The 14,259-nt window shown below is 52.0% G+C and carries 18 protein-coding genes and 1 pseudogene; 18 read left to right on the top strand and 1 reads right to left on the bottom strand.

The window, feature by feature from the left end:
• Positions 1-136: 136 nt before the first annotated feature.
• Positions 137-1,129, bottom strand: a complete 993-nt coding sequence (locus OGV69_RS16195; RefSeq protein WP_069324630.1) for an SDH family Clp fold serine proteinase — start codon at positions 1,127-1,129, stop codon at positions 137-139.
• 477 nt (positions 1,130-1,606) lie between these two features.
• Here OGV69_RS16195 and OGV69_RS16190 point away from each other — a divergent pair, with 477 nt between their 5' ends.
• The 18 genes and pseudogenes from OGV69_RS16190 to OGV69_RS16105 all read left to right on the top strand — a co-directional run.
• Entirely contained in the window at positions 1,607-1,885 is a 279-nt protein-coding gene (locus OGV69_RS16190) for a phage holin (protein WP_003832349.1), read from the top strand.
• A complete protein-coding gene (locus tag OGV69_RS16185; RefSeq protein WP_069324629.1) occupies positions 1,857-2,405 on the top strand; it encodes a lysozyme in 549 nt (182 codons plus the stop codon). The genes OGV69_RS16190 and OGV69_RS16185 overlap by 29 nt, the downstream gene beginning before the upstream one ends.
• Positions 2,402-2,857: a DUF2514 domain-containing protein gene (locus OGV69_RS16180; protein ID WP_069324628.1), complete on the top strand. Its 456-nt coding sequence runs from the start codon at positions 2,402-2,404 to the stop codon at positions 2,855-2,857. The genes OGV69_RS16185 and OGV69_RS16180 overlap by 4 nt, the downstream gene beginning before the upstream one ends.
• A 146-nt stretch (positions 2,858-3,003) precedes the next feature.
• Positions 3,004-3,363 (top strand): hypothetical protein, encoded by a 360-nt coding sequence (locus OGV69_RS16175; protein ID WP_065680537.1) that lies wholly within the window; start codon positions 3,004-3,006, stop codon positions 3,361-3,363.
• Between the two features lie 275 nt (positions 3,364-3,638).
• Positions 3,639-3,866, top strand: a complete 228-nt coding sequence (locus OGV69_RS16170) for a hypothetical protein (protein WP_065680538.1) — start codon at positions 3,639-3,641, stop codon at positions 3,864-3,866.
• 230 nt (positions 3,867-4,096) lie between these two features.
• Complete coding sequence (locus OGV69_RS16165) at positions 4,097-4,585, top strand: DUF1441 family protein (RefSeq protein ID WP_069324627.1); 489 nt, start codon at positions 4,097-4,099, stop codon at positions 4,583-4,585.
• The gene (locus OGV69_RS16160) at positions 4,585-6,687 is read left to right on the top strand and encodes a phage terminase large subunit family protein (RefSeq protein WP_069324626.1); all 2,103 of its coding nucleotides are present in this window, start codon (positions 4,585-4,587) and stop codon (positions 6,685-6,687) included. Before OGV69_RS16165 ends, OGV69_RS16160 begins: the two co-directional genes overlap by 1 nt.
• On the top strand, positions 6,684-6,899 hold the full coding sequence (locus OGV69_RS16155; protein WP_069324714.1) for a DUF6148 family protein: 216 nt from the start codon (positions 6,684-6,686) through the stop codon (positions 6,897-6,899). The genes OGV69_RS16160 and OGV69_RS16155 overlap by 4 nt, the downstream gene beginning before the upstream one ends.
• Positions 6,896-8,401, top strand: a complete 1,506-nt coding sequence (locus OGV69_RS16150) for a phage portal protein (RefSeq protein WP_069324625.1) — start codon at positions 6,896-6,898, stop codon at positions 8,399-8,401. The genes OGV69_RS16155 and OGV69_RS16150 overlap by 4 nt, the downstream gene beginning before the upstream one ends.
• Positions 8,346-10,370 (top strand): ClpP-like prohead protease/major capsid protein fusion protein, encoded by a 2,025-nt coding sequence (locus OGV69_RS16145; protein WP_074458518.1) that lies wholly within the window; start codon positions 8,346-8,348, stop codon positions 10,368-10,370. The genes OGV69_RS16150 and OGV69_RS16145 overlap by 56 nt, the downstream gene beginning before the upstream one ends.
• Positions 10,371-10,461: 91 nt before the next feature.
• The gene (locus OGV69_RS16140; RefSeq protein WP_008784475.1) at positions 10,462-10,788 is read left to right on the top strand and encodes a DUF2190 family protein; all 327 of its coding nucleotides are present in this window, start codon (positions 10,462-10,464) and stop codon (positions 10,786-10,788) included.
• On the top strand, positions 10,781-11,056 hold the full coding sequence (locus tag OGV69_RS16135; protein ID WP_008784476.1) for a DNA breaking-rejoining protein: 276 nt from the start codon (positions 10,781-10,783) through the stop codon (positions 11,054-11,056). Before OGV69_RS16140 ends, OGV69_RS16135 begins: the two co-directional genes overlap by 8 nt.
• 12 nt (positions 11,057-11,068) lie before the next feature.
• A complete protein-coding gene (locus OGV69_RS16130) occupies positions 11,069-11,623 on the top strand; it encodes a phage tail protein (RefSeq protein ID WP_069324624.1) in 555 nt (184 codons plus the stop codon).
• A complete protein-coding gene (gene gpU, locus OGV69_RS16125; RefSeq protein WP_008784478.1) occupies positions 11,620-12,018 on the top strand; it encodes a phage tail terminator protein in 399 nt (132 codons plus the stop codon). Before OGV69_RS16130 ends, gpU begins: the two co-directional genes overlap by 4 nt.
• A 7-nt stretch (positions 12,019-12,025) precedes the next feature.
• Positions 12,026-12,763 (top strand): phage tail protein, encoded by a 738-nt coding sequence (locus OGV69_RS16120; protein WP_286469410.1) that lies wholly within the window; start codon positions 12,026-12,028, stop codon positions 12,761-12,763.
• Between the two features lie 36 nt (positions 12,764-12,799).
• Positions 12,800-13,207: pseudogene (gpG, locus tag OGV69_RS16115) on the top strand (phage tail assembly chaperone G).
• A gap of 50 nt (positions 13,208-13,257) precedes the next feature.
• Positions 13,258-13,536 (top strand): phage tail assembly protein T, encoded by a 279-nt coding sequence (locus OGV69_RS16110; protein ID WP_008322441.1) that lies wholly within the window; start codon positions 13,258-13,260, stop codon positions 13,534-13,536.
• The coding region (locus OGV69_RS16105; protein WP_286469409.1) for a phage tail length tape measure family protein at positions 13,514-14,259 on the top strand (746 nt) is incomplete at its 3' end. The genes OGV69_RS16110 and OGV69_RS16105, both read left to right, overlap by 23 nt.

Genomic DNA, 14,259 nt, shown 5'->3' with positions numbered 1-14,259 from the left:
TTGACTGCCTGTATTTTGACTAACGCCAACAACCGTATAGTAAATACCGGGCTGATTCGCGGAGCTAGAACTCACTGAACCTGGCGCGGAACTATTTGTTGTATAGTTTTTGTAAACAACTCCCTTCGTTAGTGTGTTAATCATCATATCTACCCCACCCTTCGCTCATTAGATTGTTCTGGATAACAGGCTGCTGGTTGTTATCAATAGTAAGTCTCACCAATCCATTTGTACGGAATTGATAAGAACAGGAATCTTTTGCCTCAACTAAGGCTCGAGGCAAATTGTAATTCCCAGGAGCACCATTGGCTATGTATGTTGCAGGGATAAACGGCTCCCCTAACTTCATATCATCTTTAATGTCGTCATAGATGCTTTTTATCAATGTGTAAAGAGCTTCGTCTGGTTTCTCAATGTTAAGGCCCAGTTCATTTTCTGCTTCCCTACGACTAATAGTGTAGTCATGGCTTCCTGAATCACTACACAGGAAGTTAACAATTTTGCTAATTTTCTCACTATCACTAATTTGATATGACAAAAGCTTAGTAGCAAGCATCTGAATTTGCGCTTTTGAGCGGTAAACCTTACCTAAGACAAGCGGGTGGACTTTCTCGCTTAAGGATAGCAAAACTTGAGAAAGCGAGTTTGCATCAGAAATCTTAAGTTCGTCAGTAGCAAGTGACAAATATCCTTTGATATCTTCAACAGAGACGGGGAGGTTAATGTCTTGCCCATTGGCCTGAATAGAAGGATTTAACGCCGTGGTTATGCTGGGGTCAATAGGTCCCAAGGTGGCTTGCTTAGTCATAATAATCGAATTAGCACCCAGAGACATGATCGTACCCGCACTGTGACATTTTGAAGGGATAATCACTTCAAGTTCATCGCAGAATTGGCGAATAAGGTTGATCAAACTCCAAGCGGTTAGCGTATCTCCGCCTCTCGTATAGATGAATAAACTGATTTTCGGGACAACGCCGATTATGTCTAAGTGGTTGACGAAATAATCGAAAACTTCGCTATGGATCTGCGTTTCCATGCCAGGCTTGTCGCCGGTAACGAAGCAAATGACTTTCGATTGACGCATGTCCTCTAAGCGAGAGTAAAGCTCCCTGCGTTGTGCGTACATTTCTATTCTTCTTAATATCAGAAAAAAGCTGTGGTTATTAGTAGACGAATATTAGAGCTTCAAAAATTACAAGACAAGCAAAATGATGCTAATGCGTACGCAAAAAGTGTTGTAGTGTGATAAGGATTGTCATAAAGATTGGTTCTTATCGGCATGTAACATGCTGCTGCTCTGAGTCGGCATTGGGCGAGCCTGTGTAGTGACTGGTCAAGGCTCTTATATCATAAAACTCCGGTAGAGCAGCACGAACGCCAGACGTGCTCAGGTTATCAGCGGCGATGAAGCGACTGTACCTCAAGGGCATGAGCGCCGCCACTGCGAGAGTGCGGATAAGAATTTCTAGCCTCGCTGATGCGGGGCTTTTTCGTATTCAGGCTCACGGGTATCACTCACTGCGTGCTTTGTTGATAAATCCAGCCCGTGAAGCCTGACCCTTTCATCACACACAGCGCCATCCGAAAAATCGGAGGTGAGGCTATGACCAGAATGAGCACCATTTACAGCAGACTTTCATATGGAACAGGCACCACGCTGACCGGCTGCGGTGTATCAGCGAAGGCATATGCCGAAACAGCAAAAACAGCAAAAGAGGTGTCCTGGATGTTGGCCGACAGAATTGCAGGGTTAAGCCTGAGCGACTGGGCAATTATTGTCGGTATCGCATGCACTGTTATCACCTGTGCAGTGAACTGGTATTACAGGAAAAAGGAAAGGGAGGACCGGCTTAATGGCAATGTCACCAAAGCTGAAGAATAAACTGAGCGCAGCGGTCGTTGGGTTAATTCTTGCCGGGGCTTCCGCACCCGTGATTCTCGATCAATTTCTGGATGAGAAAGAGGGTAACAGCCTGACGGCATATCGCGACGGCGGCGGAATCTGGACCATTTGCCGTGGCGCCACGATGGTTGATGGTAAGCAAGTAGTTCAGGGCATGAAGCTGTCTGCTGAGAAATGTTCCAAGGTGAACGCCATAGAACGCGACAAGGCGCTGGCGTGGGTTGAGCGAAATATCAAGGTACCGCTGACGGAACCACAGAAAGCAGGTATTGCTTCTTTCTGCCCATACAACATCGGCCCTGGAAAATGTTTCCCTTCCACGTTCTATAAGCGGATCAATGCGGGCGACCGTAAAGGAGCCTGTGAAGCTATTCGCTGGTGGATTAAAGATGGTGGCCGCGACTGTCGTCTGACCAAAGGCCAGAAAAATGGCTGCTATGGCCAGGTAGAACGACGAGACCAGGAAAGCGCGCTGACGTGCTTGGGGATAGACCAGTGAGCCTGCGCTATCAGTTCATTGCCATTTCGGTGCTGGTGGCCGTCGCATTTATCGCCGGAAACGAGTGGAGTAACCGCGGTTGGGAAAAAAAGTGGGCGGAACGTGACAGCGTGGAATCATCGCAAACAGCGAACGCGCAGACCGCAGCCCGCATGATTGAACAAGGGCGAATTATTGCCCGTGATGAGGCTGTAAAAGATGCACAAGCACAAGCCGCTAAATCTGCTGCCACTGCTGCTGGCCTGTCTGCCACTATTAGCCAGTTGCGCAGCGAAGCAACAAAGCTTGCCGCCCGCCTGGACGCCGCAATGCTCGCCGACATGCTCGGAGATATTGCAGAAGAGGCTAAACATTATGCTGCAATCGCTGACGAACGGTACCGCGCTGGAATGACGTGCGAGAGGATTTACGAGTCAGTTAGAGAGTCGAACAACAAAAAAACTAAGGATTAACTATTTTCAATCATTTACTAGGTGCGAGAACGTTTTTTTGTTAACTATGTCGCTGTTGTTGGCACGGAGATGAAGCTAAATATTTAATTCCCCAAAACTATTCTGGGCGGTAATGTATATCTTCAATTTGATGAAAGGGAAACACTATGAAAGTCATTAAAATCAACGAGCGATTAAGTAGCACCAGCGAGTTTATGGGGGATAGATACCTTGAAGTTGATGGAAAGATTACGCCCAATTGGGCCACATTCTTCGAGCGCTCTCGTAATGGCACATTTCACAACATGAAGAGATCAGTAAGAGTTGAGGGGAATTACATAGTCGTAAATTGCCCCCTTGCTGAGCTTCAATCCCAAATAAATGAAATTAATGGGAACTGTTCTCAAGCAGATCGTGATCTTGGCGTTTGGGAAGCACAGCAATTGGCTTTAAAACAGCAAGAACAACAAGTGGCAGAAGAGTCAGCTAAGAAGGCTAACGTAGTTTTCAAAAATCTGAAGTTTTGAAAAAACTGACTACATGAATGCTATGTTGTAAAGCCATTGAAAAGGCCACCTTCGAGTGGCTTTTTCAATGGCTTTAACCTTAGGAACTGAATATGGCAAAACTGGGCTAGCGCGAGCTTCTGCAACGGTTCCTGTCAAATCGTCAAGATGTACTACTAGTGCGACAACGAATCGAAGCGGTCATGTCAAAATGCTAGTTTTAAAGGGCTTAATTTTTGATGTGGTGGACATATATACAGGTTGTGGTATGTCGCCACTCATTTAGGGTAATGAGTATGAATCAGGCTATTGAGCAAGTAATTTATAATGCCATGAGAAGAAATGAAATCGGTGCTGGCGTTGGTTCTTCTGCTACAGCTAATGAAATCATTAAAGGGATAAAGCCCTATTATCAGGCTGCGAGTGAGATGGAAAGGAATGCTATCATCGAAAGGCTAAACAAACTAAAAGCAGAGCCTGGCGTACCAGTTCCATCTAACATCGAAAAGCTATTAAATAATTAATAACAGCCGCCTTAGGGCGGCTTTTTGTTACTCCCCACCTATTACGGCAAATGGTAATCATTATTATTTAATGGGTCCTCCCGGCAGGGTAGCCTGCCACGGGGCGGCAGCGGCGCGGAAAACGGCTAGTTTTTCGGATCTAAGGTCATCATCATCATTTGCGCAGGTTATTGATCTCATTAGAGGCTATTTCGTGCAGATGTCGAATCGTTTAAAAAGTGTTCACCATCATGGACCAGGAAATTGCCGCTTTAAAACTGAACATCAACCAACTGGCAGGGATTACTGGCGTACACCGTCAGACGGTCGCCACCAGGCTGAAAAATATTGAACCGGCCCCAGGTAGCAACAGCAAATTAAAGCTTTACCTGATAACCGATATTCTGACCGAACTGATGATCCCCACTGTGTCAGCCAATATCGATGATATGCCGCCATCGGACAGGCTTTCCCACTGGAAAGCAGAGAATGAGAGACTCAAGTTCGAGCAGGATACGGGGCAGCTCATTCCCGCCGATGAAGTTGCGCGCGAATTCTCATTGATGGCGAAAGCCGTCGTCATGGTACTTGAAACCCTCCCTGATGTACTTGAGCGTGACTGTGCATTAACGCCTGTTGCGGTTTCTCGCGTGCAGAGCGTTATTGATGACCTGCGCGATCAGATGGCGGAGAGGGTGCAGGACGCTGAAGCAGAGGAGGAAGAGCCAGAGGAGGACTGATGGCAAAGCGGGCATCCGCCAGAGGCATCCGCCGCGATGTTTCCGGTATCTTACGTGCCCCGCGTCGAATGCAGGTGGCCGATGCGGTCAGTACTTATATGCGCGTGCCAATGGGGGCGGGTAACTCCGTTCCATGGGATCCGGATCTGGCACCTTACGTGATTGAACCGATGAACTGCCTGGCATCGCGTGAATATGATGCGGTAGTGTTTGTTGGTCCGGCGCGAACGGGTAAAACCATTGGTCTGATTGATGGCTGGATTGTTTACAACGTTGTCTGTGATCCGGCTGATATGCTCCTGATTCAGATGACTGAGGAAAAGGCGCGCGAGCACTCCAAAAAGCGTCTTGATCGTACATTCCGTTGCAGCCCTGAAGTGAAATCCCGACTGAGCCCGCGGCGTAATGATAACAACGTATATGACCGCACGTTTCGCGCCGGGAACTACCTGAAAATCGGCTGGCCATCGGTCAATATCATGTCCTCATCGGACTATAAATGTGTGGCACTGACCGACTATGACCGTTTCCCGGAAGACATTGACGGGGAAGGTGACGCCTTTTCACTGGCATCAAAGCGAACAACAACGTTCATGTCGTCAGGTATGACGCTGGTTGAGAGTTCGCCGGGCCGCGATATACGTGACACAAAATGGCGCCGTAGCTCGCCGCATGAAGCACCTCCCTCAACGGGAATTCTGGCGCTGTACAACCGTGGTGATCGCCGTCGCCTTTACTGGCCGTGCCCACATTGCGGTGAATATTTCCAGCCTGAAATGGACAATATGACGGGTTACCGCGATATCGCGGACCCTGTTCAGGCCAGCGAGAAAGCCTGTCTTCAATGCCCTGCCTGCAAAGAGCACATCACTCCGGATATGAAGCGTTCGCTGAATATGAAAGGCGTGTGGCTGCGGGATGGGCAAACCATCGACAACGATGGTGTTATCACTGGGGAAGGACGACGCTCGCGCATTGCCTCCTTCTGGATGGAAGGACCCGCCGCTGCGTACCAGACCTGGGCGCAGCTCATCTATAAATTTCTTACCGCCGAGCAGGACTATCAGGCCACCGGCAGCGAGGAAGCGCTGAAGACGGTAATCAATACCGACTTTGGGCGTCCGTATCTTCCCCGATCCAGTATGGAACAGCGCAAAAGTGAACTGCTTGAGCAGCGTGCGGAGGTTGTACCAAAGCGCTCTGTTCCGGACGGGGTTTGTTTTCTTATGGCGACCGTCGATGTTCAGGCGGGGCGCAACCGGCGTTTTGTTGTTCAGGTTACTGGTTACGGCAGCATGGGAGAACGCTGGCTGGTTGACCGCTACAACATCCGGCAGTCGATGCGCTATGACGCCAATGGCCTGAGCCAGCAGATTGACCCGGCAAGCTATCCAGAAGACTGGGATTTATTGCTGACCGATGTGTTTAACAAAGCCTGGCCATTGGCATCGGATCCGACACGGTGTATGCGGCTGATGGCGATGGCCGTTGACTCCGGCGGTGAGGATGGTGTGACCGACAACGCTTATAAATTCTGGCGTAAGTGTCGTCGGGAGGGACTCGGAAAACAGATTTATCTGTTCAAAGGCGACAGTGTCCGCCGATCCAAACTCATCTCCAGGACCTTTCCTGATAATACCGGACGTTCAAGCCGACGGGCACAGGCTTCTGGTGATGTCCCGCTTTACCTGCTCCAGACCGATGCTCTGAAAGACCGGGTGAACAACGCTTTGTGGCGTGATTCACCAGGCCCTGGCTATGTGCATTTCCCTGACTGGCTCGGCAGTTGGTTTTACGATGAACTGACCTATGAGGAGCGATCGACCGATGGCAAATGGAGTAAGCCGGGACGTGGTGCAAACGAAGCATTTGACCTGCTGGTCTACGCAGATGCGCTCGCCATCCTCCACGGCTACGAGAAAATCAAATGGCCCGCTGCTCCTGAGTGGGCGAGGCGGGAAACCTGGCTGGAGAACGCGCCGTCGGAAGCTGGCGAAGCGTCATCCCAGACACCAGAACCAGTACCCACCAAAAAAAGGAAGCGGAAAAAGCCCGTAACCAATGATGCTAACCCTTGGAGAACTTCAGGAGGATGGTTGTGAACCGTGTCGATATTGAAGCCATGATCCAGCGATATACCGAAGCCGAAATGGCGGTACTGGATGGCAAAACTATCCGTTTCAATGGGCAGGAAATGACGATGGAGAACCTGTCGGAAATCCGTAAAGGTCGGCAGGAGTGGGAGCGCCGTCTCTCTTCTGTTATTTCTCAGCGCCGCGGGCGGCCAGGTTACCGACTGGCGAGGTTTGAATGAGCCTTTTAGATGATGCGATTGGGGTTTTTTCGCCTGGCTGGAAAGCAGCCCGTCTGCAGGCGCGCGCGAAAATCAGGGCATATGAAGCCGTTACCCCGACCAGAACGCACAAAGGGCGCCGTGAAAATCGTTCAGCTGATCAGCTCAGCAAAATGGGGGCGGTATCACTGCGGGAGCAGGCCCGGTGGCTCGATAACAATCACGATCTGGTGATTGGGGTGTTCGATAAGCTTGAAGAGCGGGTGGTGGGGAAAGCCGGAATTATCGTTGAACCTCATCCCAAACTGATGAACGGTAAAATCGCCAAAAAGCTGGCAGATCAGATCCGTAATAAATGGGCAGAATGGTCTGTCAGGCCAGATGTCACGAACCAGTTTACGCGTCCGATGCTTGAGCGCCTGATGTTGCGCACCTGGCTGCGGGATGGCGAAGTGTTTGCCCAGCTTGTCAGTGGAACCGGGAATGGTCTTACGCCAGCAGCCGGTATCCCTTTCTGGCTTGAAGCGCTTGAACCCGATTTTATTCCCATGAACAGCGATGCTGCCAGCCAGCTTAATCAGGGGGTATTCGTCGACAACTGGGGCAGACCAAGGAAATATCAGGTTTATAAAAGCCTGCCCGTTTCAGGCCGTCAGCTTGATACCAAAGAAGTGGATGCGGAAAACATGCTGCATCTTAAATTTGTCCGCCGTCTGAACCAGACCCGGGGCGTATCGATGCTGTCCGGTGTACTGATGCGCCTGAGCGCACTTAAAGAGTATGAAGATGCTGAGCTCACCGCCGCACGTATTGCTGCTGCGCTGGGGATGTACATCAAAAAGGGGGACGGGCAAAGCTTCGAAGAGAGTAACACTGCTTCCGATGATGATCGCGAAGTGATGATTCAGCCAGGCATCATTTATGACGATCTTAAGCCTGGTGAAGATATCGGCATGGTGAAATCTGACCGGCCCAATCCTAACCTTGAAACCTTCCGTAATGGGCAACTTCGCGCTGTCGCAGCAGGCAGCCGACTCAGCTTTTCAAGCACAGCCAGAAACTACAACGGCACCTACAGCGCGCAGCGACAGGAACTGGTGGAATCAACAGACGGCTATCTCATTTTGCAGGACTGGTTTATTGGTGCGGTGACCCGGCCAATGTACCGCGCCTGGCTGAAAATGGCGGTGGCCGCCGGCGAGATTAATTTACCCCGCGGTCTGGATATGGAGTCGCTGTACTCGGCAGTGTATTCCGGCCCTGTTATGCCGTGGATCGATCCGGTTAAAGAGGCCAATGCCTGGAAATTACAGATCCGGGGCGGAGCGGCAACGGAATCCGACTGGGTCCGCGCCAGCGGACGTAACCCGAATGATGTGAAGGCGCGCCGGAAGGCAGAAATCGACGAAAACAAAGAGATGGGGCTGGTGTTTGACACTGACCCTGCCAATGACAAAGGAGGCACAAGTGCTGAAGCCAAAGAACCGGGCGCATCACCGTCCGAAAGCCAGCGCAAAAAGTAATTCCTGGTTCCGTATGCAGGCCAGCGCCGACAACGAAGCGGATATTTATATCTACGACGAGATCGGCTACTGGGGGGTGACGGCGCGCCAGTTTGTAAATGACCTGAAGGCGCTGGGCGACATTACCCATATCAACCTTCATATCAATTCGCCAGGTGGCGATGTCTTCGATGGCATCGCCATTTTTAATGCCCTTAAGCATCACGGCGCGGCGATCACCGTTCACATTGATGGTCTGGCAGCTTCAATGGCTTCTGTGATTGCGATGGTTGGCAACCCGGTCATTATGCCGGAAAACACGATGATGATGATCCATAAACCATGGGGCTTTGCAGGTGGTGATGCCAACGACATGCGGGATTATGCCGATCTGCTGGATAAGGTCGAGTCAGTCCTGATCCCGGCATACGCTGAGAAAACCGGGAAAACGACCGAGGAAGTTGCCGCCATGCTGGAAGATGAAACCTGGATGGATGGTAAAGAATGCTTGGCACATGGCTTTGCTGATCAGGTCACAACATCTCTGCAGGCGATGGCCTGTATTCAATCAAAACGTATCGAGGACTTTGAAAAGATGCCAAACAGCATTCGTAACATGATCACCCCGCCGCGCAATACTACCCAGCGCGAACCTCAGCAACCACAACCACAGGTGGCGACAACGACGACCACAGCGCCGGCGGCCACTTCTGATGAAGCCACTATCCGTGCACAGGTGCTTGCTGAGCAAAAGAACCGTGTTAACGCGATTAACGATCTCTTTGCGATGTTCGGCGGCAAGCATCATGAGCTGCAGAATAAATGCATCGCGGATCCGGAATGCACCGTTGCACAGGCAAAAGATGATTTGCTGGCGGCGCTGGGTAAAACTGCCACGCCGTCGAATAAAACCACCGATGCGCATATTTACGCCGGGAACGGTAACTTTGTTGGTGATGGTGTCCGCCAGGCGCTGATGGCGCGTGCAGGCTTCGAAAGCATGGAGCGTGATAACGTCTATAACGGCATGACGCTGCGCGAATATGCCCGTATGGCACTGACCGAACGCGGCATCGGCGTTTCCAGCTATAACCCGATGCAAATGGTCGGCATGGCACTGACGCACAGCACGTCTGACTTCGGTAATATCCTGCTCGACGTTGCTAATAAAGCGTTACTGCAGGGCTGGGAGGAAGCAGCAGAAACTTTTGAGCAGTGGACCAAGAAAGGCCAGTTGTCTGACTTTAAAACGGCACATCGTGTCGGTCTTGGCGGCTTCTCATCCCTGCGTCAGGTACGCGAAGGTGCTGAATATAAGTATGTGACCACCAAAGATAAAGGTGAAAGCATCGCGCTGGCAACCTACGGTGAAATCTTCTCTATTACCCGTCAGGCGATCATCAACGACGATCTGAATCAGTTAACCGATGTACCTATGAAGATGGGCCGCGCGGCAAAAGGGACGATCGGCGATCTGGTGTATGCCGTTCTGACCGAAAACGCGAAATTGTCTGATGGCAAGCCGCTGTTCCATGCTGATCACGGCAATATCTCCGCAGGCGCGATTTCTGTAGCCAGCCTTGATGAAGCGCGCAAGATGATGCGTCTTCAGAAAGAGGGAGAACGTCCCCTGAATATTCGCCCGGCATTCATGCTGGTGCCAGTCGCGCTCGAAACCCTGGCAAACCAGACGATCAAGTCTGCCAGTGTGAAAGGGGCGGATATCAACGCCGGTATCATGAACCCAATTCAGAACTTTGCTGAAGTTATCGCGGAGCCGCGTCTTGATGCCAAAGACACCAGCGCTTGGTATCTGGCCGCCGCTAAGGGCACAGACACCATCGAAGTGGCTTACCTGAACGGCGTTGATACTCCGTATATCGATCAGCAGGAAGGTTTCACTACCGACGGTATTGCCACCAAAGTGCGCATCGATGCCGGTGTATCACCTCTGGATTATCGCGGCATGGCGAAATCAACCGGGAAATAATTCCTTCCACTCAAGCAGCACATCACAGCCCATCAGGGCTTTTTTTGTATCTGAATTCGGCCCCGTATGGGGCTGGATGGAGACTGAATTTATGGCGAAGAATTTTGTACAGCATGGCAAAACTATTGAGATTGCCAACACGGGCAGCGTTGAGATCCTGAGTGGTTCGCCGGTGATGGTGGGGAAAGTCGTGGCGATTGCCATTACTGATATTGCGGCAGGCCAGACGGGAGACGGTTTTACCGAAGGTGTTTTCCTGCTGCCTAAGCTGACTACCGATGCGATCACCATCGGTGAGCAGGTTCATATAAAAGATGGAAAAGTGCAGAACGACGCGACAGGTGCCGATCTGGCTGGGGTTGCCTGGGAAGATGCTGCTGCCAGTTCCGCAATTGTAGCCGTGAAAATCAATGCCTAATCCCTTTGACAGACTTGTCAGCCGCATGGATGCGGTCACGGTGAACAAAATGGGCAAGCCAGCGACCATCAACGGGGAGCCCATGATTGTTATTCCGGCTGAGTTTCTGGAAGAAATGGGGCCTTTGAGCGGAACAGGGCGATCGCTGGTGGTGTTTACTGCAGGATACAGGCCGCGTCGTAATGACGTGGTGATTTTTGAAGGGGAGGAGTTCCATCTTACCCGTCACGAACGCTTTAACGGCAAACCGCGCATCTTTATCGAGTAAGCAGGAGGGAGTATGTCGATTAAGGGGCTGGAGCAGGCCATTGCTAATCTGAACAGCATCAGTAAAAGAGCTGTACCGCGCGCTTCCGCCCAGACGGTGAACCGTATCGCCACGCAGGCGGTCAATCGCAGTGTGTCCGCTGTCGCGAAATCAACCCGCGTTCCCCGAAAACTGGTCAGGCAGCGTGCACGGATACGTCGGGCTACGGTGGAGAAGCCGCGCGCTCTGATTCGCATAAACCGCGGGAATCTTCCCGCTATCAAACTGGGACCATCCAGTATGCGTCTGTCACGGCGTAAACGTGATAAGTCAGGTACGAACAGTGAGCTGCGTGTGGGGCGTTTTCGTTTTCCCGGGGCCTTTATTCAACAACTGGCAAACGGTCGCTGGCATGTTTTGCGGCGTACCACGAAGAGCCGGTATCCCATTGAAGTGGTCAGTATTCCCTTAGCAATTCCCCTGACCGAGACATTCCGGGCTGAAGTGCCAAAACTTATGGACGAACGTATGCCGCAAATTATGCGACAAAACCTGTCTAACCAACTGAGGCTGATCCTTAAACGATGAAAAACAGTGATATCCGCAAAGCCGTACTAACCGCGCTCCAGCGCAATATCTCAGATGCAGTGACATGGTTCGATGGTCGTCCTGGGTTTCTGGATGAGCAGGATCTTCCGGCGGTTGCGGTTTACCTTTCTGACGCCCGGGCCTCGGATGAAAGTGTTGATGAAGATATGTGGACAGCCGTGCTGCATGTTGAGGTGTTTCTAAAAGCCACGGCTACAGACAGTGCTCTGGATTCCTGGATGGAGGACCGCATCTATCCGGCAATGGCTGATGTTCCCGAACTGGCAAATCTTCTCGAATTGATGGCGGCTCAGGGGTATGACTATCAGCGCGATGAAGAGGCCATGACGTGGGGATCTGCCGACCTCAGTTATTCCATCAGCTACATTATGTGAGGACGTAATGACTACACCAAACCCACTGGCGCCGGTAAAGGGTGCCACCACCACGCTCTGGATTTATTCCGGGTCGGGCAACCCATTCGTTAACCCATTATCGGATGTTGACTGGACGCGCCTGGCAAAGATTAAAGACCTGCAGCCCGGTGAACTGACTGCCGAATCAAACGATGATACCTACCTGGACGACGAAGATGCCGACTGGACTGCTACCGCGCAGGGGCAGAAATCGGCGGAGGAGGCCAGTTTTACGCTGGCCTGGAAACCTGCCGAGAGCGGGCAGCAGGCTCTGGTTCGCTGGTTTGATGACGGTACCGTGCTGGCGTACAAAATCAAATACCCGAATGGCGCCATTGATGTGTTCCGTGGCTGGGTAAGCAGCCTGGGTAAAACGGTGACGGCAAAAGACACCATTACCCGTTCTGTCAAAATCAGCAATAACGGCAAGCCAGGCCTTGCTGAAGACAGCGCTGCTGCAGCGATTGCCGTAACCGGCGTCAGCCTGGATAAATCGACCACCACTGTTGCGGTTGCTGCCACTACCACGCTGAATGTCACCGTGGGGCCAGCCAGCGCAAGCGATCAATCTTTCCGGGCCACCACCACGGATGCAGGTAAAGCCACAGTGACTGTCGCCGGTACGGTGCTGACGGTAACAGGCATTGCCGTCGGAACCGCCGACATTATCGTGATGACCAACGACGGGCTTTTTGTCGCGACCTGTAAAGTCACCGTTTCCTGACTTCCGGGGCTGTGGCCCCGCTTTCTGGAGTAACCCATGTTTTTAAAAAGTGAGCCGTTCGAACGCAACGGTAAGACCGTCACGCTCTACGAACTGTCGGCGCTGCAGCGTATTGAGCATCTTGAACACCTGAAGACGCTGGAAAGTATCACCGATGCCGACATGCAGGCGGCGATGGATATGACGATTAAATCCGGCGCACTGCTGGTGGCCATGTCTTTATGGCATGGACATCCCCTGAAAGGGACGCACTAAACGCCGAAAGAAGACGTTGAGCAGATCCAGAATGAAGTGCTGATGACCTGGCCGCTGGAGATTGTTTCCGCAGCAGAGTACAGCGTGAAGCTGTTATCCGGCATGGTGCCGCTGCAGGAAGCGAATGATCCAGAGGATATCGCTGTGACTGAGCCGGTCAGTCTGGAAAAGTCCTCGCCAGCGAGCTGACATTCGTCCTGAAACTGGCGCGTGAATTTCGCCGCCCGGACTGGCGCGCCATGCTTGCTGGTATGTCGTCAACGGAATACGCCGACTGGCGAACGTTCTACCAGGACAATTTTTTTAATGATGTGCAACTGGATGCACATTTTTCCTCGCTGATGCATATCGTCATTACCGCGCTTGACCCCAAAACCACATCAACCCCTGCCAGCTTCAGCCTGCTTTCACCTTCTGCGGAGGATATTGCCGATGATGAACCTGGTGACGCTGTGCTGATGGCAAAGGCCGAGGGCATTTCAGGAGGTGTTCGCTATGGCCCAGACGGCAGTGGGTGACCTGGTCGTTAACCTTGACGTTAATTCGTCAAAGTTCAACGAGCAGATGGAGTACGTAAAAAGGCAGTTTAAGCAGACGGGTGACGCAGCGAATGACTCTGCTCTGAAGGTGCAGCAGTCATTTACCCGCCAGGAGAGCGCTGCGAAGAAGGCCGGTATTTCAGTCGGCCAGTACAACGCGGCGATGCGTATGCTGCCTGCGCAGTTTACGGATATCGCCACTCAGCTGGCCGGTGGGCAGAGTCCGTGGCTTATCCTGCTGCAGCAGGGCGGTCAGGTGAAAGACTCCTTTGGCGGTATTATTCCGACCTTTCGGGCGCTGCTGGGCACCATATCGCCGGTGATGGTAGGTGTTGGCGCGCTGGCTGCCGCCACTGGCGCGGTGGTTTACGCCTGGTATCAGGGCTCGTCCACGCTGTCTGATTTCAACAAAACGCTGGTTCTGTCCGGTAATACTGCCGGGCTGACCTCAAACCGCATGCTGGTGCTGGCGAAATCCGGCGAGCAGGCAGGACTCACGTTTAACCAGACCAGCAGCGCGCTGACGGAGCTGGTCAACGCCGGAGTGCGTGCCGGTGCCCGGTTCGATGAGATGAGCCAGGCGGTAGCGAAATTTACCGATGCGTCGGGCGTGCCGGTCGATAAGGTGGCGGCGGCATTCGGCAAACTGACGAACGATCCGACCTCTGGTCTGATTGCCATGGCGCAGCAGTTCCACAACGT

The organism is Citrobacter sp. Cc139 (assembly GCF_030334645.1).
Classification (GTDB): Bacteria; Pseudomonadota; Gammaproteobacteria; order Enterobacterales; family Enterobacteriaceae; genus Citrobacter; species Citrobacter werkmanii.
The sequence above is the reverse complement of the archived record's forward strand: the minus strand, read 5'-3'. Positions and strand labels throughout refer to the sequence as shown.